Raw genomic sequence first — 22,846 nt, forward strand, 5'->3', positions numbered from 1 at the left:
GAGGATCTTTTTCTCATCTCTTCCTGTAATTGTTAGATCTGATTAACCTTTGGATATACAAGAGTTCAAGTCGCAACTATTACCTTCGCTCCGGAAATCAGAAGGTCTGAATGTTGCCATCAGATTGAAGCATACGGTTAAGCCGACGTTCCTCTCCTATAGTGGTGGCTGCACCGTGCCCGGGATAAACAATAGTATCATCACGCAATGTCAACAATTTTTCGTGAATGCTCTCCTTCAGTTGTTTGTCGTCATAACCAGGATAAAGTCCAGGGAGGGTTACACCAATCCCGCGTCTGAACAATGTGTCGCCGCTGAAGACAACACCATTCCCAAAAAAACTAACACTATCCGAACTATGCCCTGGTGTATAAAGTACCGAGAAGTGTAAATCGTCAATATCTATGGTATCGCCATCATTCAGCAATATATCCGGCTGGAAGGGCAGTTCAAAGGGAACGAATACCAATCCTTTTGCTACCTGACTTACTTTAGGGGATGCTTTTATATTACCGGTATCAAAGGCGGCCAATTGAGCCTTCGTGGTATTCTTAACGGTATCAAGAGCGCTAAAGTGATCAATATGCACATGAGTAAGTGCAATGAAAGAGACCGATATGTTCAGTTCCTCCACAGCCTCTGTAATATGCTTCGCTTTAACGCCGGGATCGATAATCATACCGCGCCTGGTCGTTTCAGGACCGGTCTTTGGCTTCCTAAAGATTCTGGTAGAAGGTTACGATCTGTAATAATCGAAAAAACCACAGAACTCTGATTTAAAATATGGTACATGATCTTAGGACTAAATCATCATTAGGAGGTTATGCATATGGGGGAAATTCCGGGGACATAATACAGATTCATTATGCTGATTAATTTTAACTTTTACCGTTTGTTGAAATAATGTGTATTATGTCCGCAGATTATCCCCAATTTGATCTGATCGAGTTTGCTGATTCCCGGGTGGGTAATAATCAAAAAGCTACAGAGCTCTAACTTAATATGTGATATCAATAAACAGGTAGAAAATTGACCTGACGTTGTCTGTCAGCTTAAGTCTAGGTGAGAACACATAAATATCCCCGGCCCAAACTTTCTTGGAAGTATTGCCTCTGACTTTTTTACGTTTAGATTCAAGGTGGTCCTGTTAACTCTGCACAAGCCGGGAAGCTATGACACCTGCTAACCGCCTCATAATCCTCAAACCTTCAGCGGGATGTTTTTCAAGTACTCGCATTAGTCGATCTCCATCGATCTTAATTACCTTGCTTTCCCTCTTACACACGGCCGTAGCTGTGTACCGTCTCGGTTCAACAAGTGCAGACCAGCCAATCACGGAACCCACCTTATTTACGGGTAGAGATGGACGCCCTTCGCTCTGAATGACAATTTCCCCATCTTCGAGTATATAGAAAAAATCGGCAAAATTACCTTCCCGCACAACCTGGGAGCCCGCCGAAAATATTTCTTGCGATACAAGTTCAGCAATCTCATCCATAATATACGAGGGGATTTCCTTAAACATTTCTACTTCCTGAAATATCATGACAATTACTTCCTTTCATCCTCTTGATAATTTTCTGTAAGTTCTGTATTCATCCAGAGTTTTATTATACCTTCCTTCTTTTCCATAACCTTATTTTTATTTCTCCTTCCCGCCCTTCTGCTCTAATCTATTTGGGGGGAAGTGTCTCACTTATATTGGCACAGAGGGTAATACCCTCGAAGTCAAGCGTGCAGGAACGGGTTAGACTTCCGATGAAATGGTAATCCCTCTTCCCGTTCGCCTGTCGAACTGATTACCGTCAGAGACCCCACAAAAAGGTCTACCATTCATAATCGTTCCGCGTATCCAAAGCGACATCCTTACTCAGCCTCTTTCCGTAGTCCGTCACCCTTGAACTGACAAGTGCCGCCAGATTCTTCATGAATACATAGCCTATGCGCGGAACCTGATCGAAAAGCTTAAACAGATCCGCCTTTCTCAGGTATATTTCCTCCGTCTTTTCCGCGCAAATGGCGGACGCCGTATATTGATAGGGTTCCACCAGGGCAGACCATCCAAAGACTTCTCCCTCCAAGGCGGTATGAATCTTGACATAGATGGTCGGGGCCTCAAAGTGCCGGACAACTATGTTCACCTTACCACTGCGGCAAAGGTGCAACTCGCTCGCGGGAGTTCCTTGCAGAAAGCAGATTGTGCCTTCATTCAGGCTTCGCTCCTGGAACAGCGGCGCTATTTTGTTCAACTCGTCATCGTCCAAATCATGGAATAGCTTAAATGTTTTCAATTCCTGGATCGTCGTCATAATTCCCTCCTTTCTTTGTGGTTGCGTGAATCAGTTGCGGTTCGTTCTTTCTGAAAGGGATTTGATAAGACTTTTCCTTATAGTGTGCTTTAGTATAGGTGAAGGTGTCTTGCATGTCAAAACAATTCAACGACACCACATAGCCTTATTTTCTGAAATAATGCCGCCCTAGGATAGTTGAATAGCACTATCATGCTGTTGTAGGGTGGTTTGTTTTAATTGTCGCAGTTGCCCATTGGGGACTATGCACGGGCAAGTGGTTCTACAAAAAAAAGCTCCCCCCATCACAGGGGAAGCTTTTAAATGCAAAATGAAGCTCAAGTCTTACAGCTTGCGAACATTTTCCGCAGCCGGACCTTTGGCCCCGGCGACAACTTCGAAGCTTACCCGATCACCCTCGGCCAGTGATTTGAAACCATCTGCCTGGATCGCTGAATGATGCACGAAAACGTCATTACCACCGTCCTGCTCGATAAAGCCAAACCCCTTTGAATCATTAAACCACTTAACTTTTCCTTCTGACATCTTTACTTCTCCTTTGTATTGGGTTCCTCCAGGGAACCATTTAAATTTTTGCCGAACTATTCGGCTGGCAGTCTGTTTGTGCAAATAAAAAAAAACGCACTTTCCATTACTGAGGATTGTGCGGTCTACTTTTCTGTAATTTGGTAAAAACAAACATGTACTGCACATCAACTTAAATTAAAGTTACATGATCCTTTATGGAAATGCAAGGTTTTTTTATTGAACACTTCGAATGGTAATCCGCAGTTTTTACTCTTAACTGATTCTGTGGATAGGTAGGTGATATGTGTTACAGGGTACATGAAAGACTGAAGACCTTAAACCACTGGTTCACCCCACAGTGCATCTCGAAGTCCCGATGAGCGTTTTATTCTGCGCTGGATCACTGATAAGAAAATATCTTCTTTTCCCCAGATTTGGATTCGCTCTTTCGCCCTCGTAATGGCGGTGTAGATCAGTTCCCTTGTCATCACCCGGGTGTCTCTGTCGGGCATCACCAGGAGGACATCGTCAAATTCAGAGCCCTGGCTTTTATGCACGGTCATGGCATACACCGTCTCATGGTCCGGCAACCGGAGCGGCGGAAAGCTTTTGGCTGATCCTTCCAGTCCCGGGAAAAAGACCCTCATCTCCTCGTTTTTCTCATGATCCATCATGGTAATCCCGATATCGCCGTTGAAGAGCCGCAGGTTGTAATCGTTTTTAGTGATCATGACGGGGCGTCCGGAATACCATCTTCCGCTCCGGTCGATAAGTCCTTTTCTCTGCAGAAGATGCTCAACCGCGATGTTCAGGTTATGGACGCCATACGGTCCCTCCCGGAGTGCAGAGAGGATACGGGAGCGATTGAAGAGATCAAGCGCCTCCATAGGATCAGAAGCCTTCAGGTAAGCGGTATATCGTTCCGTAATCCAGTCTTTGAGCCGGCGCGGCAGTTCATCCGGTCGGGGCAGGCTCTTCCAGTGGATGTCTCCGTACTTTTCGTTCCGGATGAGGTCGATTGCCTGCGGGCCGTTGCCGGCATTCACTGCCTGACTAACAGCACGGATTCCGCTAGTTGTGCTGAAGCGATAGCTTTTAGTCAGTTGGATGATGCAATCATTCATGCCCGCCTTGGGTGTACCTGATGCGCTATCGCTAATCTCTTCACCTGTTGCCCGGCGGCAGTCTTCGATAAATGAAGGCGAAAACCGGTGAATATTTCCCGTATCACAGATATCGCCGAGAACTGATCCCGCCTCGACCGACGCCAGTTGATCCTTGTCCCCCAAGAGGATGAGGCGGGATTGGGGCCGGATAGCCTGTACCAGTCTGGAAAAGAGGGCAAGGTCCACCATGGAAGCCTCATCGATGATAACGATATCGAAGGGCAGGGGGTTCTCCTCGTTGAAGCGGAAGGAGGGAGAATTCGGGATGCTTCCGAGGAGCCTGTGGATAGTTGAGGCTTCATCGGGAATGGACGTTTTCACGGATTCACTACAGTTCAATCCCGACTTTGCTTTTTTTATGGATTCCTGGAGTCGGCCAGCAGCCTTTCCCGTGGGTGCGGTCAGGGCGATATTCAACTGTCCATCGCGGTTTTGTTCGATGAGAAGGGCAAGTATCCGGGCTACCGCGAAGGTCTTGCCGGTTCCCGGTCCTCCGGAAATGACGCATAACCCATTTCTGAGAGAAGCAAAGGCAGCGATTTTCCGCCAGTCAATGTCTGTTTCCCCGTTACTGTCGCTACGCGGGAAAATCCGCTCAAAACTATCCTCCATGTGCAGTTCGTCAAATGCCTCGAATTTATTGCCTGCAAGGTCTTTCAATACATCAGCGAGCCTTTTTTCATAATCCCAGTATCTGTAAAGATAGAGACGTGCGCCGTTCAGGATAAGGGGCCGGTAATCACCGGGCCTTCCCACAACGGGGCTCGCATCGAGAACATTCAGCCAGGTTTCCAGGGGAGGGCACACCAGGGGTTCCGATCCTTGAAGCTCGAAGGCGGTTCCTGCAAGCTCCGACAGATCGATACAGATATGACCCTCGCCTCGATAGCGGCTAACCAGGGATGCGGCTAAGAGGAGCTTCACATCATTCGTTTGGTCAAGCCTTCCGATGAAACGGGCAAACCGGTAATCCAGTTCGGAAAGGAATTGGCGTTCATAGAGGTTGTCGATGGTTGCTGAGTTCATTTCGCTCTCTTCAAAAACTTCCCCTCCCCTGGTGTTTTGGGGATTGGGGGAGGGGGAAACGGATCATCTTCTCACCCTCCCTCTGTCCCTCCCATCAAGCGAGGGAAGGTAAAGTGGTGTCCCTCCCGTCAAGAGAGGGAAGGTAAGTTGGTGTCCCTCCCATCAAGGGAAGGAAGTAAATTGGTGTCCCTCCCATCAAGCGAGGGAAGTAAATTGGTGTTTCTCGCATCAGAGGGAGAAGGAATGTATGTCAATTCGCAATCATATTATTACACAGGAATTCGATCGCGTCTTTCTTCGGCCTGTCCCGGTAAAATCCCGTATGAGATCCGGTTTCCGGATTCACGCCCCTGAGAAAGATATAAAACACGCCTCCGAAATGCGTTTCATAGTCATAACCGGACAGGCGCGTCTTCAGGTACTGGTGCAGGGCAACGATATAGAGGTGGTACTGGAGGAGGTACAGCTCCTCCCGCATGACGTCCGCAAGCGCCTCAACCCGGTAGTCTTCGATAGAAGCGCCCAGGAAATTTGATTTCCAGTCCACGAGGTAGAAGCGCCCTTCATACTGGAAAACCAGGTCCATGAAGCCCTTCATGAACCCCCGCACCGGCTGGAAATTGAGCCTTCCGATCCTTTCGGGAAATGCCGGATGGGGCGATATGCCGCTTTGCGTGAAGATGTTCTGCAGTGTATCCGGCGTCAGCCTGTTTAGGGGGAAGTAGAACTCAAGCTCGCTGAGGCGGTCATCGTCACGGATGACGGACAGATTAAGCCCATGTATGGCGGGGTCGAGGGGCGTGGTGACAACCGAGTCGATCATCCGGCAGACCGCCTCCTGCCATTTCAGATCAAAACCATGCTGCTTCAATTTCACGGTCACGAGATTTTCCGTTTCCGGGCCATCCGGTGCGGTGAAATCGATGTGCTCCAGAATGTCGTGCAAACAATTGCCCGCTTTCGCACCCCTGGGAAAGGCAAACATGCCGACGGGCTCTTTGTGATACGGCATTTCCGCGACTATAGTTCCGCCGTCACGATCCGGGAGATCCGCCATGTCATCGGGCGCGATTGCCGGTATCGCCATGCGTTCCGAAAGCAGATATGAGAAACTGGCAATGCGCCTGTCCCGGTCTGCGATAGCGGGAAATTTCCGGCAGGTGAGATTGTCCGGCAGTTCAGCGGGAGGCATGTAGATTTCCGCAGAGGATGCAGGCATATCGTACACGCTGATCGCGCCGCCTGACTTCGATGCAATACTTTCCAGGTCATCCTGGATATCAGAGTTCGATAGACTCAAAAATTTCTCTTCCGTCGCCTCAACGATATCCGATGAATCGACTCCGGGAGGATGGAGGGTATAGGTAAGGGAGGACGTGCCCGCATCTTTGAACGGCCCCCACACGAGGTAGCAGCGGTTTTTCGCGCGGGTGAGAGAAACGTAGAGAAGCCGAATGTTTTCCGCGAGATTTTCCCTTTCCGCAAGCGTTTTGCCGGGGCCTGCCTCCGGATCAAGGACAAGGTTCAAACGCCAGTCGTCTTCCGGATCGTGATAGGTGAATTCCCTCTTTTTGTCTTTTGAATCTCCCCAGTTGAAAGGGCAGAAAACGATGGGATATTCCAGTCCCTTGCTCTTGTGGATAGTGACGATCCTGACGGCACGGGCGTCGCTTTCGAGACGGAGTTCGTGTTCTTCCGACCGCAGGGCATCCGGATCGCGCTGACAGGAAAGCCACTTAACCATGCCGGAGATGCCCAGCTTGCTTTCAATGGATTTCGTGTGGAGAACTTCCGTGAGGTGAAGGATGTTCGTCAGACGGCGCTCGCCGTCGGGAAATGCGAGGAGCCGTTCGCGGACTTTCTCTTTCGAGAGGAAATAACGGAACATCCCGATGAAGCCGTGACGTTCCCAGAGGGTATTGTATTCCCGGAACCGTGTGACCCATTCTTCCCAGTCGGCCTCATTGTGGTCTAGGGATTCCAGTGCGTTGCCGTTTGATCCCAGCATGTCGGTCGTAAGGGCGATCTTGATGAGGCCTTCGGAATGGGGCTCAGAGAGAGCGGTAAGGACGCGCTCCACCTCCAGGGCTTCATGGGTATCAAAAAGATTGCCTGTACTGTGAAGGACGCTGTGGATGCCGCAGGTCCGGAGGGCATCCTGGATAAGACGGGCTTCCCGGTTTACTCTTACCAGGACGGCGATGTGGCCTTCAGCCAGCGGTTCGGCGCCGATCATCGCCTTTTCTTCTCTGCCCAGTTTGACAAGGCGGGAGATTTCGGCAGTGACGGATCTTACGATGAGATCAGCCGTCAGCCTCTGGTTTGTTTTTGCTCCTGCCGCCTCCAGTAGATTACCGTTGAGAAACCAGATGTGAAAAGGTGGTTCGGGGCTACCGAAAATGGTCAGCCGTTTCCGGTCTTTTACGTCTCCCGCTTCGGCTCTTTCATAGGGAACCTCCGCGTAAAGAAAAGCGTCCTTCTTGGGGTTTTCGAAGATAGTGTTGACGGCGCGTACCAGGTCCGGTTCGGATCGCCAGTTACTCGTGAGCGTGTAGCGGAAATCGACGTGCCTCGACGCCCGCATGTAGGCGAAGAGATCGGCCCCGCGAAAGCTGTAGATGGATTGCTTTGGGTCTCCGATGAAAAAGAGAGGGGATTGTCCGCCTCCAAATATATTCTGAAAAATGGCATACTGGATCTGATCCGTGTCCTGAAACTCATCGATGAGAGCGGCCCGGTAGCGGCCCCTGATGTTGCGGACGAGTTCTGGGCCGCCTATACCGTCCAGGGCTTCCCGAAGGTTAATGAGGAGATCGTCAAAGGACTGGATATTTCGTTTTTGTTTTCTTTTCCGGAGTTCCTCCCGCAGGTACCGGAAAACGTCCGATTTCAGGAAAAGCAGGTGTCCTTCGATCTGCGCCTCCAGTACATGTGCCATGTTCATGAGTGTTTCGCAGTCGTCGAAAAAAAGGTGTTCGGGGGTTATTTTTCCTTTATTGGTTCCCATTCTCAGCCCGGATGACGTGAATTTGTCAAAACCTTTTAAGAGCGGTAAGGCTGCTTCCGAATCCACATATCCGTCCATTATGGCAGCAAGGGAATCCGGGTTTTTGTATTTTGCTTTGTTCAAGCCGGGATCTTTGAGTTTTGTGAGTACGTCCTTTCGGACGCTCCACCACGTCGAGAGTACCCTGTCACGCGCTCCTCTGAAAGAGGGCAGGGCATCGAGGGAAACAGGCAACGATGCGGGAATGATCCGCATTTCTGGATTGGAAAGTCTGCCCTTGGTCAAATCAAGAAATAGGTGTGGCTTAAAGTTATTCTTCAGGGCATAAGATACAAGTTCACGCGGCGCTTCATAAAAATGCCGGCGCCAGAAGTCCTGAACGATATCCTCGTGCAGGGCGCGTTCATCCGGAACGAGTTCTGTGTCGAAGAGTCCCATACTTTCGAAGGCGTTCTCATGGAGAACCCGCTGGCAGAAACCATGGATTGTGTAGATCGGCGCCTCGTCGAAATCCCTCAGCGCCGCCCTCAGAATGCGCAGTTTCTCTCCTTTGTCATTCCTGAATTGATAAGCCTGCCCCGTGCTTGATACAGGGGAATCCACTACGCCTTTACTTTCTCCCTCTCCCTTGATGGGAGAGGGTTGGGTGAGGGTGCTTTTTATGTACTTGCGCACTAGTCCATCAAGAAACGGATCGTCATGCCCGCCCTTTGTAAACGCATCAATGGCCGCGCGGATCGTCCGGCGGATGCGGTCGCGCAGTTCCTCTGTTGCCGCTACCGTATAGGTGACGACGAGAATCTCGCCGACAGAAAACCGTTTTTCAAGGAGGAGGCGCAGAAAAACCCCGGCGATGGCATATGTTTTTCCGGTTCCGGCGCTCGCCTCGATCAGATTGGTCTTCTCAAGGGCGCTTTTCAGGAGATCAAAATTCCGTGAATCTTCCATTTTTATCTGATCGGCTCCTCGTGTCTTAACATGGGTTCGAATATGGTCATGGCCAGTTCGCGGAATTCGGTATCCAGCGGGTCGATCTGCCTGAAGCACAACCGGTAGTAAGGGTTATCGTTTTCAGCATATTCGAAGGCTTCCCATTTGCCCTTGGCTGTTCTCATTGCTTTTTCCGGTTCTGTAACCTTTGTCGCTTGTTCGGCATAGGCCAAAGAAGATTCAGGAAAAAAATGGAGGGGTATACGGAGTCCCTTCCAGTAAATGTCGAGAAGGATTCGCAGGTACGTTTCCGTATCTTCCACCTGAGAATATCTAAACGCCCTGTCTTCACCGACAATGACCGTCTCCCGAACCGCTGCCTGTTCGCGGAGATGATTGAGGACAAGGTGGGAAATCCAGGCTGTGATCCGATCACGGCCTTTAATCTTTGCCAGGCGGTAGGAGACCAGCCCGCCGGGATAGACATTGACGAGCCGTCCTGTCAGGTGAAAACCGTCAACGGCTATGTCCACCGCTATGGGTTCTCTCTGCCCTCCTTCGATATGGGGGTGAATCTTCGTGATAAAATTGGTGGTCGATGTGCACAGGTCGTCATAGCAACAGAGGCCGGGTGACCCGTGGGGCAGCCTTCCCGATGCCTGCATGAGGGGATACACATCACGGAGCGGTTTCTCCTCAAGGGCTCTGGCGACAAGTTCTTGCCTCATGAGATACTGTTCCAGCTTGTTCAGTTCAAACGGTTCGCTCTCATCCATAATGGCAGGTTCTTCAAGGAGGTGGATGCCCAGCCGGTGTCTAAGAAGAAATCTCGCCGGGTTTGAGAAGAAATAACCCAATGATTCCAGCTTGATCATTTTACATTCCTCTTCGGGTTCGGAAAGTCCGGTCGGTATGAATGGAGCGGTCACCTTGCGGCCTGACACGGCGCTTTGCGCCGCCCGGAGATTTTCGGCGGAATAGCTGAAAAGCTTTCCAATACCAGCGAAATAAGCGGGACTGAACGCTTGGAGGCGATGTTGAGAGACAATTCCCTCCCGGACGGTTTCACCGAATCCCTCTTCGATATAATCCAGGAGTTCGCTCACCAGTACCGATGGGGGACGGTTGCTGTTGTCTTTCATGCTCCGGCCGACATAGCTGATATGGAGCTTCTGCCGGGCCGACAGTATGGCTTCGAGGAAGAGATGACGGTCGTCCATACGACGCGAGCGGTCGCCGATCCGGGGAGAAGCTGCCATGAGGTCAAATCCGAGCTTGCGAGATTGCCGGGGATAGGAAGCATCGTTCATGCCGATCAGGCAGATGACCTTGAAGGGGATACTCCTCATGGGGAGGATGGTGCAAAAGGTCACGCCGCCGGTCAGGAAACCGGCGCCGAATCCACTCTCTTTCAGGTTTTGCTTGAGCCAGGCTTTGATCACATCGAGGCCGATTTTCTCCGCGAATCCGCAGGACGCCTGTATGTCCGGAAGGTTATGAATGACTCGCCGGATCGCCTGGATGTCCCTCAACTGATTTTCATCATCGGAAAAGAATGCTTCAAGGATCTCGATGAGAAAATCCCCCCACTCATTCAGGGTTTTCTTTTCTTCGAGCGCTGCCATGAACCGGAAAAACGTTTCCGTGAATTGCAGAAAATGACCGAGGATTTCCGTGCTTCCGCCTTCGATGCCGTTGAAAGGAAGGATTCCCATGAAAAGAGTGTCTTCGGAACCGGCCGGCATGGCATACCCGAGGAGCATCCTGTCAAGTCCGGCCCGCCATGTGTTCGAGGAATACGCCGGCAGACCCAGCGTTTCTTTGTTTTGGGCGTCTATCCCCCAGCGGATGCCGGTTTCGCGAATCCAGTGGTGAATGAGCGCCAGGTCTTCTTCGGTTAGAGAAAATTTGGTGCGCACGGTATCCGCTTCCAGAAGATCAAGCACACCGGAGACTTCATACCGGCTTCCCGCCAGGTCTAATAGTTTGAGAAATGTGTCGATGAGGCCGCTTTCATTAAGCAGCCCCCTGTCGGCGATGGTGAAGGGAAGACATCGCGAATCATCGGGAGGGATGGAAAAGATTGCCTGAATGAACGGCGCGTAAAGCTCAATGTCCGGGATCATGACCAGGACGTCGTCGGGGCGAATATCAGGGTGGTTCGCAAAGATGGCAAGGAGCGAGTCCTGCAACACCTCAATCTCCCTGAGCGGACTATGACAGGAGTGAACCTGCAGGGAGTCATCAGCTTCGGGGAAGGGGAGTGCGCCTGTGCTCTTCCGTTCCCTCAAATTCAGGATGTCGGACTGGATCGCGGCAAGGAGTGTATTTTCTCCCGGATCTTCGAATGCGGTCGCCTCTTCGCACTGGATTTCACCGATCATGTGAAAGAACTCCCGGCCAAGTGCGCCCATGGAAGCAAGCAGGCGATTACCCACTTCCAGATACAGTTCTCCGGGGAGAACATCCCCTCCTTTCTGTCCGCTTACATACCGGTTCATTTCCCGGTCGGAAACGATGTCTCCCCAGAATTCACGGCATGGGTTCATCAAAAAAAGATTGACGTTGATCACGGATGAAACGGCCGCGAGAATCTGAATGTAAAACGGAGGAAGGGCCGAGATGCCGAAAATGGAAATTCTCTCGGGAACGGTCCTGAACTCTTTATGCGAATCCCGCATGGCCCGGAGAAAACTATCATGGAGCGCTGCCCGGTGAACCTTTCCCTTCTCCTTGACGAGTTTCCGCCAGAGTATTGCCTGCCATTGATCTTCTATGCCCCGGTCCCAATTGAGAATCATGTCAGGCCTGAAGAGAAGGTACTGGTCGAAGAGATCGGCGATCCTCACGGAGAGCTGAAACAGTTTAAGGTCAATATCGGCTCCTCCAAAATAGGTCTTGATGGCCTGAAACTCGGGATTGTCAAGCATGGATGGAAGGACGCGCATGACATCCCAGGACATGATCATGGGTTCGTATGGCGAATGATCGGGCACATCCGGGAGTATTTCCTGAAAGAGGTTATGGACGAAATGAATCGGGTAGGGGAAGCGGACATTCGCGCAAATGCCGTTGCGTTGTGACAGCTCCATGGAGAGCCAGCGTTCCATGCCTTTGCTCTGGACGAGGATAATTTCACTCGCAAGCGGGTGATTCAGGGGAACCTTCAGGACATCCGCAAGAAGCTTCACCAGAATTTCCATCCGGTTGCTTGTATAGAGCGTTAAGCCCGGCATGAATTCATTACCTGGAATGTACAAACTGTAATTCCGGACTTGATCCGGAATCCATGTTGTTTAAATACTTGATTCCTGCTTCCGCAGGAATGACAAAGAGGGGTGAAGGCGTTATCGTTTACATTTTCTTCAGCGCAAAATAATCCGCAAGAATTTCTTTATGGTCAAACGCAATAGGGGAGGGCAGGTTATCCCTCGTAAAGATGCCCACTTCTGCGGCATCATCTGCGGCACGCGGCTGTCCGCTTGCCTTTGCGAAATAGACGGTGGAAATGGCATGGTGGCGGGGGTCCCTGTCCGGCCTTGAGTAGGTGTGCAGCTGTTTGATCAGTTTTACATCGAGCCCGGTTTCTTCCTTTGCTTCTCTTACAGCGGCATCCTCAAGGGATTCTCCATAGTCAACAAAGCCCCCCGGAATGGCCCACCCGAAGGGAATATTTTTCCGCTTAATGAGCAGAATACCCTGGTTGTCCAGTTCAATAATGATATCCACTGTGGGAAGGGGATTGAGATAACCTTCTGTTTCTGCACCGCAGTTTTCGCAACTCTTTTTGGTTTTGGTGCTCATTATACATCCAAAATATATTGAAAATGCAGCTTTTTACTTTGATAACCTCTTCTCAAGGGCATTCAATTCATCTTTGAGACCTTGCGGAAGCTTATCGCCAAATTGACTGTAGTATTCTTTAATATTTTCAACCTCAATGCGCCAATCATTAACATCCACCTTCAGAAGTTCTGCAATATCCTCGGAAGACACATTGAGTCCTGAAGTATCGATGGCGCCGGGCGCAGGCACATAACCGATGGGAGTCTCAATGGCTTTTCCCGTTCCCTCGATCCTCTCGAAAATCCATTTGAGGATGCGGCTGTTTTCACCGTAACCCGGCCATAACCACCTGCCGTCAGATGTTTTACGGAACCAGTTTACATAGAAGATTCTGGGGAGCTTACTTGGATCACCTTTCTTCCCCATTTCAAGCCAGTGTTTGAAATAATCTCCCATGTGGTAGCCGCAGAAGGGAAGCATCGCGAAGGGATCTCTGCGCACTTCGCCGACCTTTCCCGCCGCCGCCGCGGTTTTTTCGGAACTGGCGATGGAACCCATAAAGGTGCCATGCTGCCAATTGAAAGCCTCAAAAACGAGCGGGAGGATAGTGGCGCGACGTCCGCCAAAGAGAAATGCGGATATTGGGACGCCCTTCGGGTCTTCCCATGCAGGATCGATTACCGGACACTGGCCTGCCGGAGCGGTGAATCGAGCATTGGGATGGGACGTTAATCGACCACAACCCCGTGTCCATTCCTGCCCTTTCCAGTCAATAAGCTTTTCCGGTGCTTCTTTTGTCATTCCCTCCCACCAGACGTTACCATCGGGGGTCAATGCAACATTAGTAAAAATTGAATTTTTTGTCATGCTCAGCATGGCGTTCGGATTGGATTCCATGGATGTACCCGGCGCAACGCCGAAGAAACCGTATTCGGGATTGATGGCGTGAAGCATTCCATCCTCCTTGCTGAACTTCATCCAGGCAATATCATCTCCGACGCATTCCGCTGTCCATCCGGGAATTGTGGGTATCAGCATAGCGAGATTGGTCTTGCCGCAGGCGCTGGGGAAGGCGCCGGTTAAGTATCTTTTAACACCACTGGGAGAAGTAATGCCCAGTATCAGCATATGTTCGGCCATCCAGCCTTCGTCACGCGACATTACTGATGCGATGCGGAGGGAAAAGCACTTTTTGCCTAAGAGTGCATTGCCGCCATAACCGCTTCCGAAAGACCAGATTTCCCTGTCCTCAGGGAAATGAACGATATATTTCTGCTCATTACACGGCCACGGAACATCCTTTTCACCGGGATTGAGGGGCTTGCCGACAGAGTGCAGGCAGGGGACAAAATCTCCATCCGGCCCGAGGACATCAAGAACAGCTTTACCCATACGGGTCATGATTCTCATGTTGCAGACGACGTATGGCGAATCAGTTATTTCTATACCGATATGGGCGATATTGGAACCTAAAGGCCCCATGCTGAAAGGGATAACGTACATGGTTCGCCCTTTCATGCACCCGTTAAAAAATCTTGTGAGGGTATTTTTCATCTCGACAGGGTCGCACCAGTTATTCGTAGGTCCGGCATCTTCTTCCTTTTTTGAACAGACAAAAGTCCTTTCTTCGACCCGTGCTACATCGGCAGGATCTGATTTACAAAGGAAACAATTTGGTCGTTCCTCCTCGTTAAGTTTGATAAAAGTACCGGACTTAAGCATAAGATCACACATTGCATCATATTCTTCCTGTGATCCGTCGCACCAGTGAATGCGATCCGGCTTGCACATATCCGCCATTTCCTTTACCCACTTAATAAGTTTCTGGTTTGATGTCATAACTATCCTTCCTTATAGAATGAATTAATTATATTTTATCTATCGCACTGCAGTGAAGTGCCGTAGAAACCTTTGTTTTCATAATAGAGTTGACATGGACGATATCATGAAAGCGACGAAAGGTTTTCACTGACTATTAACTTGGCAAGTGCCTTATTTAAAGCGCAGAGAGTATAGAGAAGAGGGGTTTTTGTGTCAAGAAGAAAACAATCTCAATGAGAGTATTCATACGCTTCAAGAATGTAATTGAAAGTAATTGTTATTATTAATAAATATATCATGCAGGTATTTCGTTCCGCTTCTTGAGAATAAATAACAATGCGCGATCGGTTTAATCCTGAAATGAGTCTTGACAATTGACAGGCAATAAATTAGCTTACGCAGCGAAAGAAAACGTTCGGGAGATAAATAATGATCGGCGTTATTATAACAACCCATGGCAACCTGGGAAGTGAGCTAATAAAAGCGGCTGAGCTCATCAAGGGGAAATTAGAGGGCGTAAGCTACATCTCTGTTGATCAGACAAATGGAATGGAGGAAATAAAAAAGCGAATAAGCTCATCCATTAAAAAGCTGGAACAGGGCCAGGGAGTACTGATACTTACAGATCTTTTCGGTGGTACGCCTTCAAATATTTCTCTGTCTTTCCTTAAAGAAGGAAAATTGGAAGTTGTAACCGGTGTTAATTTACCGATGCTGTTAAAACTTTACGATAAGAGACAGGAAATGAATCTTAAAGATTTTGCCCTATATATCAAAGAATATGGTAAAAAAAATATATATTTAGCGAGCGAGGTATTAAGTAAAAAGGTGGAATGAAAATCATCTCATAGTGAGGCTCCACGCAGCCCGCTGCGGGGAATTAACTCGCTGCGGATTCCATCAATATTAATTTATCATGACCATTCCGGCATGAATAAAATACACAAATTACCACAAGACATTGCTCTCCACATTGTTTTTCTAAGGCTGTACGCGCCACAGACAAATGAATCAACAGTTAATTGAAATCACACGTATGGTGATGAGAGATATCGATGAAGTCTTGACCATTGAGAATTCATCTTTTTCTGCACCATGGTCGCGGGATATATTTGTACGGGAACTTCAATTGCCTATTTCTCGAAACCTTATTGCGAAAATATACAAGACTTATATTTATGATATTGCAGGATATATGACGTACTGGGTCATTGCCGGAGAGATTCAAATTCATAAAATAACGGTGAGGAATGATTTAAGGAAAACAGGAATCGCGTCAGCGCTTATGACTGAGATGATCAGACTTGCATATGAAGAAGGTGCTGCCTGTTGTACGCTCGAGGTAGGCAGATCGAATGAAAGTGCGAAAAAATTATACGAAAAATTTGGTTTTACGGTGACCAGTGTAAGACCACACTATTATGCTGAATCCGGAGAGGATGCCATGATTATGTGCGCGGACCTGAAAAAAAGTTTGCAATTTAGTCGTAAACCATAAACTATGAGTTTATCATGAATGGCATAATCGTTAAAAACAAGCGAATAACAGATGGGCATTTTTTACTCTCCATGAAACTATCAGGATCATTCCAGACACCTCGGCCCGGACAATTTGTCATGGTGCGGGATAAAGGGCGTAGTGATCCTCTTCTGGGAAGACCGTTCAGTGTTTATGCATTTGAACGGAGAGAAACTAAAGTAATAGTTGAAATACTTTATAAGGTTGTCGGGAAAGGAACGTTATTTCTGTCAATGCTCAAAAGGGGTGATTCGTTAGAGATATTTGGTCCGTATGGTCACGCATTCGATGTTTTTGTTTTTCCGCATGCTACAAAGGTCGTACTTATAAGTGGAGGAATCGGGATCGCGCCCATTGCATTTCTGGCGTCGAATTACAGAAGGATTGTCGATGCCGGAAACGTAGAGCTCATCTTTTATTGTGGCGCAACAAGTGCGTTGGCGCTTGTTGAAGTCGAAAAAATCAAAGAATTATCTTCCGATATTTTTATAAGTACGGATGATGGCAGCATAGGGTATCATGGAGTTATTACTGACGTGTTCTCTAAAAATATATCAATGTATGATCCGGAAAATTCGATAATTTATGCATGTGGACCCGGACCCATGTTGAAACGGTTATCAGATCTGCTGGTAAAAAATCCAATTCCTTGCCATGTATTGATCGAGGAACGTATGGCATGTGGTGTTGGGGCTTGCCTTGGCTGTACGGTAAGATCAAAAGATAAAAACGGGAGGGACGCGCATGTGCGTGTATGCAAAGATGGACCGGTATTTAACATAGAAGACATTGCATGGAGTTGATGTTTCACCGAGACCTTAAAATATATATACAAAATGTCATTGCGAGGAGCGAAGCGACGCGGCAATCTTATAACTTATACAATTTCTCCCTTCGGTCGAAATGACAGTGAATTCACGAAACGCCCATCTATGAAAAGAAAGATGAATCTATCTAATACTTGTAAGCCGATGATGGCGGTTACTATTGGAGGATTAACTCTTAAGAATCCGGTGATGACTGCTTCCGGAACATTTGGCTACGGTGAGGAGTACGCTCCGTATCTTGATATAGACCGTTTGGGCGCCGTCATTGTAAAGGGCATATCACTGGAGCCGAGAGCCGGCAATCCACCACCGAGGATTATGGAAACTTCCTGCGGGATGCTCAACGCCATTGGATTGGAAAATCCCGGTGTAAATATATTCATAAATGAAAAGCTCCCTTTCCTCAGAAAGCTCAATACTGCTGTTATTGTCAATGTCTATGGCGAAACCATTGACGAATTCAAAAAGGTTGCAGAAATATTGAGCTCGACGGAAGGAGTTCATGGTCTGGAGATTAATATTTCCTGCCCTAATGTAAGAAAGGGCGGAATGATCTTTGGCGCTGATCCAGATATGGCGCATGAGGTTACCAAAGAGGTAAAACGTGTAACGAAATTGCCCGTCATAGTCAAATTAACCCCCAATGTAACCGATATTTGTTTGATTGCGGAAAGTGTAGAGGACGCAGGAGCAGATGCAATATCTCTCATTAATACTTTGACGGGTATGTCTGTAGACATTGAACAAAGGACTCCCCATCTGGGGAACATCACAGGCGGGCTTTCCGGTCCGGCTATAAAACCGATCGCCCTGAGGATGGTCTGGCAGGTGGTTAAGCGTGTTAAAATACCCGTAATCGGTGTTGGAGGTATCGTGACTGCTCGCGATGCTTTAGAATTTCTGATCGTGGGCGCACGAGCAGTTCAGATTGGCACTGCTAATTTCATCAATCCTCGCGCTACACTTGATATTATCGATGGCATTGAAAATTATCTGACAAGTCATAATATACCGGATGTCAATGAATTGATCGGAACGCTTAATGAGGGAGGTAAAATATGTTAAAAACTTTTCTTTCAATATTAGTGAGCATACTTATCGTTTCGAACGCCTATGCGGTTCAGTCCACTATTATGGATACGGAAGGCTATGCCTGCATGGGGGAGGATAAATCGAGAAAACAAACCGAACAGACGGCCATGGCAGATGCAAAGAGAAACGCCGTTGAGTATGCCATCACCTATGTAAAGAGTGAAACGAAAGTCAAAGACTTACAGATTGAAGAAGATATGATCAAGGCATATTCTAAAGCGTCCGTGAAGGTTTTGGAAGTGAAGGAAAACCGCTGGTACAAAGATGAACGATCAGGGGATTGTTTCAAGACAAAGATAAAAGCAGAGGTGATTCCGGATGAGAAGGCGGTAAAAGAAATCATCACCGGTAAGGTTTCTTACGATAATCCCGGTTTGCCCTTAAACGTCCGCCTCTGGACAGATAAAAAAGTATTTAAAAAGGGAGATAAAATAAAGATATATATTCAGGGAAACAAGCCGTTTTATGCGCGTGTCCATTACAGGGATGTAAAGGGGGAAATTGTGCAGCTTCTCCCCAATCCGTACAGGACTGAAAACTACTTCAATGGCGGTGTAATATACGAAATACCATCAGGTAATGACAGGTTTGAACTGGAGGTTAGTCCGCCCTTTGGTGAAGAACATATTATTCTTTATTCGAGCACGTCTGCCTTAGGTGATATCAATTTATCGAAAGGAAGCGGTGTTTATCAGGTGATGACCGCAGAAAAGGATATTGGAATTAAAACGAGGGGCATTAAACTAAAAGAAAAAGTTGATGGCGGCAAGGCTCACACCTCCGAGTTTTTCGAGGAACGCATGACGATAAAAACGGGGCAGTAGCGAATCATTGCAGGCAGGAAACGGTGAAAAACACTGGATTCCCGTTTGCACGGGAATGACGCAGGTGAATGAAAATGGGGAAAACAAGAATAATTGCCGAAGGTGTTTATCTCATCGGCGGTCCGGATGTCTCACGTTCCGATGATGCAACGTCGTTTATCATCGATTTTAACGGTGAATTGGTGATGATTGATGCCGGTGCAGGTGGAAGTTCACGGATACTGCAAAACAATATTGAAGATGCGGGATTTGATCCCCAATCAATTTCAACCCTGATTCTCACCCATAATCATATCGACCATATAGGTTCAGCTCCGTATTTTAGAAAACAATTCGGCTGTAAGATCGTAATGCACGATCTCGATGCGGACGCTCTTGAGGAAGGTGATAGTGTGAGAACGGCAGCAAGTTGTTACGGGACAATATTTTCGCCGACCTCAATAGACAGTAAACTCACGGGTGAACACGAAATTATTCGTTTCGGTGAAGAAGAACTTCACTGCATTCATACCCCGGGGCATACCCCCGGTTCACTTTCCATTTATCTTGACAGAGCAGGTAAGCGCATACTGTTCGGCCAGGATATACATGGGCCTTTTTTAGATATTTTCCGATCAGATATCGGCCAGTGGAAAAAATCGATGGAAAAACTCCTTGCCCTCAATGCAGATATACTTTGTGAAGGACATTTTGGAATCTTCCAGCCGAAGGAAAAAGTTGAAAATTACATCAAAGGATACCTGAAAAATTATATGTAAAAATTCGAAGAAAAGTACCAAAGAGTATTACTAATTTCTTAATTACCTGATTGATTACTTCTTATTATCACAAACAAAACCATTATTTTAATCATCGTATTTTCTTTTTTTCTTCCAGTTTCCGTTTCATAATATCGCCGAATGAACCCATCGACGCTGGGGCTTTCTCAACATATTCACGATAATAATCTTCAGTGTCTTTTTCACTTTTGATTGATCCACTCTCCTGCGGTTCCATTTCCGGTATGGAAAGGGATATCCTTTTTTGATCCCTGTCTATCGTATCAATCCGAACTTCGATTGCCTGGCCTTCTTTTACTGCATCACTGGGATGAGTAATTCTCTTGCCCTTTCCCAGTTTCGAGATATGGATAAGGCCGTCGACTCCCGGACCAAGGTTTACAAAAGCGCCGAACTTCATCAGACGCACAACTGTTCCCCTATGAAAAGTCCCTTCGGGGTATTTTGCCAATACTTCATTCCAGGGATCGGACAGAGTCTCTTTGAGAGACAAGCTGATACGGTTTTTTTGCCAATCCAGCTTGGTAATGGCCACATCCAATGTCTGACCGATGGACAGACGCTCCTGGATATCCTCCACCCGTTCCCAGCAGATCTCAGAGATCGGGAGAAGTCCCTGTAAACCGCCAATATCGAGAAAGGCGCCAAAATCCCTGATGGAAACGACGGTTCCCTTTACGATCATCCCCTCATTAAGTGTAGTCTTCAGTGCTTCTCCTTCTTTTTTCTTCTGTTCTTCCAGAATGGCTCTGTTGGAAAGAATGATATTGCGGCCACGCTCTCCATATTCAGTAATTCTGAAAGATAAGCGACGGCCAATATAGTCTTTCGCATTATCAACCCGCTGGATGTCCATCTGGGAATACGGGCAAAAACCCCGCATTTCGCCTACCAGCTTGATATCGAATCCTCCTTTGATTTCTTTTTCTACAACACCCTCGATGGGAATCCCGTTTCGCCAGACCTCTTCTATGTGGGTTCGTGCTGAATCACCTGTGCCTATCCTGGTCGTAAAGAGTTTTTCATTATGCTTCGATGAGAGAAAATAGGCTGTAAGTGAATCGCCTTCTTTTACAGACAGATTGCCATCTTCATCGGCTAATTCTTTTCTGTCCATATATCCTTCACTCTTTCCTCCCAGATCGAGGAAAATCCAATCCTGGGTAATTTTGACGATGGTAGCTTCAATCTTCTCACCCGGCGTTAAAAAATCTCTTCGCACCTCAGTTTTGTCGAATAACTCCGCAAAACTCATTTCTTCATTTGGCTCATTCTTTCTATCTTCAACCATATGACATTATTCCTGTTTTAATTTAATTATCATCATGCATGTCTGAATTCTTAATGTTCTTCTGGAAAGATACTCAGGCATGAATCAATGACATGTCCGATCATATAGTGTTCTGCCGTATTTTTCAATTTTATAAATTGACAGCCGGATTTCTGAAGGGGGATAATATTGCAAATAAATGAAATGACTTCGTCTGCATTGTATTGTCTTTTGCTAAATACCTAGTTTATTTACAGGATTATCTTCTATGTTGATTAGGGTCAATATGTTTTTAATTCATCCTGTCCAGAGGATATTGCAAATTGAATCCATTCCACTATTCCTAAATACGGCAAAATATCAAACCGACTTATTTCAAAATATCTTGTATGTGCATTATTGGATAAAAAATATGAATATGCTTCATCTACCAGTCTTCAGTAGCAAGCATCATCTCAGTTTATTGAATTGCGGTTGAAATGTGGCAAATCTTCGATTGTGTTTTCTACAAATAAGAATCTTATTATCTGTCTCCAAATTTTCCTCAAAACGAACTACACTATACCATCCTGCCGCTTCAGCCATCCCGTTACATCCTCTATCAGTGACACTCTGAAATCCTCTGGTGCCAGGAGCACAATATTGGGGATCCAGGACTTGAGAATATTGCGTATGGCCTCGTAGTGGCCAACCCTGAAGGTGACGACCAGTGACCCGTCCGGCTTTTCCTCTTTGATTTCCTGGGTCGGGAACATCTTCCGGCGCTTGAAATAATGGCTGACCTGGGCATCGATCAGAACCGTGACTTCCAGGTTCATCTCTTCGGCAAACCAAATATTGGTGCTGCTCCGAAGGACGGTATCCAAATCCGCCGGGGCACCTTTGAAGAGGGTTTTTGACAATCTGAAATCCCCGATCTTGTCCAGAGCATAACGCTTGAGGATACCCGTGGCGGGCTCATTCCCGATGAGATACCAGAAACCGCCGAAATAGACGACCCGGTAGGGATCCATCTGGACAGTATGAGGTCCCTTTCCGGTGACATACTGGAAGCCGACTTGTCTCTTCTCCCGGATGGCCTTTACCATCCGGTTTAGAAGGGAACCATCCAGAGGAACGGCGTCATCGATCTTCACAAAGATGGGCATGGTTGTCACGCAGTCATACAGACGGTCCAAGACACCGTCGGCTGCCTCCTGGAAAGGCTGGCCCAACTGCCCCACAATATTCTTCAGGGCCACAACCAGGGCCAGCTCCGTGTCGTCAAAGACCTCCAGGTTCTTCACCAGGTCCTTGCTCATCTGATGGATTCCTTTCTGAACTTCATGCAGAGGAAAGCCGGATTCCTTCAGCAACAGGAGATCCCGCTGGATCGTCCGGGGGGTCGTCTGGAAGTGCTGACTCAGCCAAGTGCTGGAGACCTTCTCCTTCTCCATGAAGACTCTGAGGATCTGGCCCAGGCGGATCAGTTTCGTCTGTGTACTTCGATCACGGCTCATCGTTTGCTCCCTCCTGTCCTCAAAGAAAAAATGACATCCCGAAAATAATGCGACCTGCGTTTGTCGTTTGGCAATTGAATTATACGGGACAACTTTCTAAGGTCAATGAAAAAGAAAGGGGAAATCGAGTAGAGCCGGACTCCATTTACATTAAAGACCCCTGGTCCAGGCAGGAAGAAGGGGATCAGAGCTTGACTTCAGGGATGAGGTCAAGTCAAACTACTGTAAGGAGGTGATAAGATGCCAGACAGCTTCGTTACTCTTGAGGAAATTCAGGCTAAATTGAAGGAGCACCAGTTTGCGGTTGCTTATTATGTGATACTGGAAGAAGCTTTGCTTCATGGAGATTTTGTTTTCTTCAACGATGAGGCTCCATCTTACCGTATCGTAAGAAAAGGGCAACCTGATTGGAACTCAATGATCAAATTGAATCACTAAATCAATTCTGCTTGGATGCTCAAATTATAGCTTGAGCATCCTCTTG

General features: G+C 47.6%; 18 protein-coding genes. 7 read left to right on the forward strand and 11 right to left on the reverse strand.

The annotated features are described in order from the left end of the window. Window positions 1-97 precede the first annotated feature (97 nt). From NTW12_14825 to NTW12_14865, 9 genes are all read right to left on the reverse strand, one after another. Window positions 98-679, reverse strand: coding sequence for an MBL fold metallo-hydrolase (locus NTW12_14825; GenBank protein MCX5847603.1), 582 nt, complete (start codon window positions 677-679; stop codon window positions 98-100). Between the two features lie 468 nt (window positions 680-1,147). Further along, a complete protein-coding gene (locus NTW12_14830) occupies window positions 1,148-1,546 on the reverse strand; it encodes a cyclic nucleotide-binding domain-containing protein (GenBank protein ID MCX5847604.1) in 399 nt (132 codons plus the stop codon). A gap of 280 nt (window positions 1,547-1,826) precedes the next feature. Beyond that, complete coding sequence (locus tag NTW12_14835) at window positions 1,827-2,309, reverse strand: cyclic nucleotide-binding domain-containing protein (protein MCX5847605.1); 483 nt, start codon at window positions 2,307-2,309, stop codon at window positions 1,827-1,829. A gap of 324 nt (window positions 2,310-2,633) precedes the next feature. Then, entirely contained in the window at window positions 2,634-2,834 is a 201-nt protein-coding gene (locus NTW12_14840) for a cold-shock protein (protein ID MCX5847606.1), read from the reverse strand. A 317-nt stretch (window positions 2,835-3,151) separates the two neighbouring features. Next, window positions 3,152-5,008: an exodeoxyribonuclease V subunit alpha gene (recD, locus tag NTW12_14845; protein ID MCX5847607.1), complete on the reverse strand. Its 1,857-nt coding sequence runs from the start codon at window positions 5,006-5,008 to the stop codon at window positions 3,152-3,154. Window positions 5,009-5,258: 250 nt separating this feature from the next. Next, window positions 5,259-8,963, reverse strand: coding sequence for an exodeoxyribonuclease V subunit beta (gene recB / locus NTW12_14850; protein ID MCX5847608.1), 3,705 nt, complete (start codon window positions 8,961-8,963; stop codon window positions 5,259-5,261). A gap of 2 nt (window positions 8,964-8,965) precedes the next feature. After that, window positions 8,966-12,181, reverse strand: a complete 3,216-nt coding sequence (gene recC / locus NTW12_14855; protein MCX5847609.1) for an exodeoxyribonuclease V subunit gamma — start codon at window positions 12,179-12,181, stop codon at window positions 8,966-8,968. A 118-nt stretch (window positions 12,182-12,299) separates the two neighbouring features. Next, complete coding sequence (locus tag NTW12_14860) at window positions 12,300-12,749, reverse strand: NUDIX hydrolase (GenBank protein MCX5847610.1); 450 nt, start codon at window positions 12,747-12,749, stop codon at window positions 12,300-12,302. A 33-nt stretch (window positions 12,750-12,782) separates the two neighbouring features. Beyond that, the gene (locus NTW12_14865; GenBank protein ID MCX5847611.1) at window positions 12,783-14,570 is read right to left on the reverse strand and encodes a phosphoenolpyruvate carboxykinase (GTP); all 1,788 of its coding nucleotides are present in this window, start codon (window positions 14,568-14,570) and stop codon (window positions 12,783-12,785) included. 411 nt (window positions 14,571-14,981) lie between these two features. Between NTW12_14865 and NTW12_14870 the strand changes: the two genes are divergently transcribed. From NTW12_14870 to NTW12_14895, 6 genes are all read left to right on the forward strand, one after another. Continuing rightward, the gene (locus NTW12_14870) at window positions 14,982-15,389 is read left to right on the forward strand and encodes a PTS sugar transporter subunit IIA (protein MCX5847612.1); all 408 of its coding nucleotides are present in this window, start codon (window positions 14,982-14,984) and stop codon (window positions 15,387-15,389) included. Between the two features lie 169 nt (window positions 15,390-15,558). Next, on the forward strand, window positions 15,559-16,050 hold the full coding sequence (gene rimI, locus NTW12_14875; protein MCX5847613.1) for a ribosomal protein S18-alanine N-acetyltransferase: 492 nt from the start codon (window positions 15,559-15,561) through the stop codon (window positions 16,048-16,050). Between the two features lie 14 nt (window positions 16,051-16,064). After that, the gene (locus NTW12_14880) at window positions 16,065-16,874 is read left to right on the forward strand and encodes a dihydroorotate dehydrogenase electron transfer subunit (GenBank protein ID MCX5847614.1); all 810 of its coding nucleotides are present in this window, start codon (window positions 16,065-16,067) and stop codon (window positions 16,872-16,874) included. Window positions 16,875-17,003: 129 nt separating this feature from the next. Then, window positions 17,004-17,963: a dihydroorotate dehydrogenase gene (locus NTW12_14885; protein ID MCX5847615.1), complete on the forward strand. Its 960-nt coding sequence runs from the start codon at window positions 17,004-17,006 to the stop codon at window positions 17,961-17,963. Continuing rightward, a complete protein-coding gene (locus NTW12_14890) occupies window positions 17,957-18,814 on the forward strand; it encodes a DUF4384 domain-containing protein (GenBank protein MCX5847616.1) in 858 nt (285 codons plus the stop codon). Before NTW12_14885 ends, NTW12_14890 begins: the two co-directional genes overlap by 7 nt. 74 nt (window positions 18,815-18,888) lie before the next feature. Next, the gene (locus NTW12_14895; GenBank protein ID MCX5847617.1) at window positions 18,889-19,572 is read left to right on the forward strand and encodes an MBL fold metallo-hydrolase; all 684 of its coding nucleotides are present in this window, start codon (window positions 18,889-18,891) and stop codon (window positions 19,570-19,572) included. A gap of 91 nt (window positions 19,573-19,663) precedes the next feature. On the opposite strand, the gene rpsA is transcribed toward NTW12_14895, so the two are convergent. Together rpsA and NTW12_14905 are read right to left on the reverse strand one after the other, a co-directional pair. Next, the gene (rpsA, locus tag NTW12_14900) at window positions 19,664-20,884 is read right to left on the reverse strand and encodes a 30S ribosomal protein S1 (protein MCX5847618.1); all 1,221 of its coding nucleotides are present in this window, start codon (window positions 20,882-20,884) and stop codon (window positions 19,664-19,666) included. Between the two features lie 533 nt (window positions 20,885-21,417). Next, window positions 21,418-22,362 carry a WYL domain-containing transcriptional regulator gene (locus tag NTW12_14905; protein ID MCX5847619.1) on the reverse strand — a complete coding sequence of 315 codons (945 nt, stop codon included), beginning with the start codon at window positions 22,360-22,362 and terminating at the stop codon, window positions 21,418-21,420. A 240-nt stretch (window positions 22,363-22,602) separates the two neighbouring features. Between NTW12_14905 and NTW12_14910 the strand changes: the two genes are divergently transcribed. Next, window positions 22,603-22,800 (forward strand): hypothetical protein, encoded by a 198-nt coding sequence (locus NTW12_14910; protein ID MCX5847620.1) that lies wholly within the window; start codon window positions 22,603-22,605, stop codon window positions 22,798-22,800. The last annotated feature ends 46 nt before the right edge of the window (window positions 22,801-22,846 follow it).

Source organism: Deltaproteobacteria bacterium (assembly GCA_026388545.1).
GTDB lineage: Bacteria > Desulfobacterota > Syntrophia > Syntrophales > UBA2185 > JAPLJS01.

Excerpts from the sequence above, each read along its gene's own strand:
- NTW12_14825 (MCX5847603.1), bottom strand. The coding sequence starts at position 679 with ATGATTATCGATCCCGGCGTTAAAGCGAAGCATATTACAGAGGCTGTG.
- NTW12_14830 (MCX5847604.1), bottom strand. The coding sequence starts at position 1,546 with ATGATATTTCAGGAAGTAGAAATGTTTAAGGAAATCCCCTCGTATATT.
- NTW12_14835 (MCX5847605.1), bottom strand. The coding sequence starts at position 2,309 with ATGACGACGATCCAGGAATTGAAAACATTTAAGCTATTCCATGATTTG.
- NTW12_14840 (MCX5847606.1), bottom strand. The coding sequence starts at position 2,834 with ATGTCAGAAGGAAAAGTTAAGTGGTTTAATGATTCAAAGGGGTTTGGC.
- recD (MCX5847607.1), bottom strand. The coding sequence starts at position 5,008 with ATGAACTCAGCAACCATCGACAACCTCTATGAACGCCAATTCCTTTCC.
- recB (MCX5847608.1), bottom strand. The coding sequence starts at position 8,963 with ATGGAAGATTCACGGAATTTTGATCTCCTGAAAAGCGCCCTTGAGAAG.
- recC (MCX5847609.1), bottom strand. The coding sequence starts at position 12,181 with ATGCCGGGCTTAACGCTCTATACAAGCAACCGGATGGAAATTCTGGTG.
- NTW12_14860 (MCX5847610.1), bottom strand. The coding sequence starts at position 12,749 with ATGAGCACCAAAACCAAAAAGAGTTGCGAAAACTGCGGTGCAGAAACA.
- NTW12_14865 (MCX5847611.1), bottom strand. The coding sequence starts at position 14,570 with ATGACATCAAACCAGAAACTTATTAAGTGGGTAAAGGAAATGGCGGAT.
- NTW12_14870 (MCX5847612.1), top strand. The coding sequence starts at position 14,982 with ATGATCGGCGTTATTATAACAACCCATGGCAACCTGGGAAGTGAGCTA.
- rimI (MCX5847613.1), top strand. The coding sequence starts at position 15,559 with ATGAATCAACAGTTAATTGAAATCACACGTATGGTGATGAGAGATATC.
- NTW12_14880 (MCX5847614.1), top strand. The coding sequence starts at position 16,065 with ATGAATGGCATAATCGTTAAAAACAAGCGAATAACAGATGGGCATTTT.
- NTW12_14885 (MCX5847615.1), top strand. The coding sequence starts at position 17,004 with ATGAAAAGAAAGATGAATCTATCTAATACTTGTAAGCCGATGATGGCG.
- NTW12_14890 (MCX5847616.1), top strand. The coding sequence starts at position 17,957 with ATGTTAAAAACTTTTCTTTCAATATTAGTGAGCATACTTATCGTTTCG.
- NTW12_14895 (MCX5847617.1), top strand. The coding sequence starts at position 18,889 with ATGGGGAAAACAAGAATAATTGCCGAAGGTGTTTATCTCATCGGCGGT.
- rpsA (MCX5847618.1), bottom strand. The coding sequence starts at position 20,884 with ATGGTTGAAGATAGAAAGAATGAGCCAAATGAAGAAATGAGTTTTGCG.
- NTW12_14905 (MCX5847619.1), bottom strand. The coding sequence starts at position 22,362 with ATGAGCCGTGATCGAAGTACACAGACGAAACTGATCCGCCTGGGCCAG.
- NTW12_14910 (MCX5847620.1), top strand. The coding sequence starts at position 22,603 with ATGCCAGACAGCTTCGTTACTCTTGAGGAAATTCAGGCTAAATTGAAG.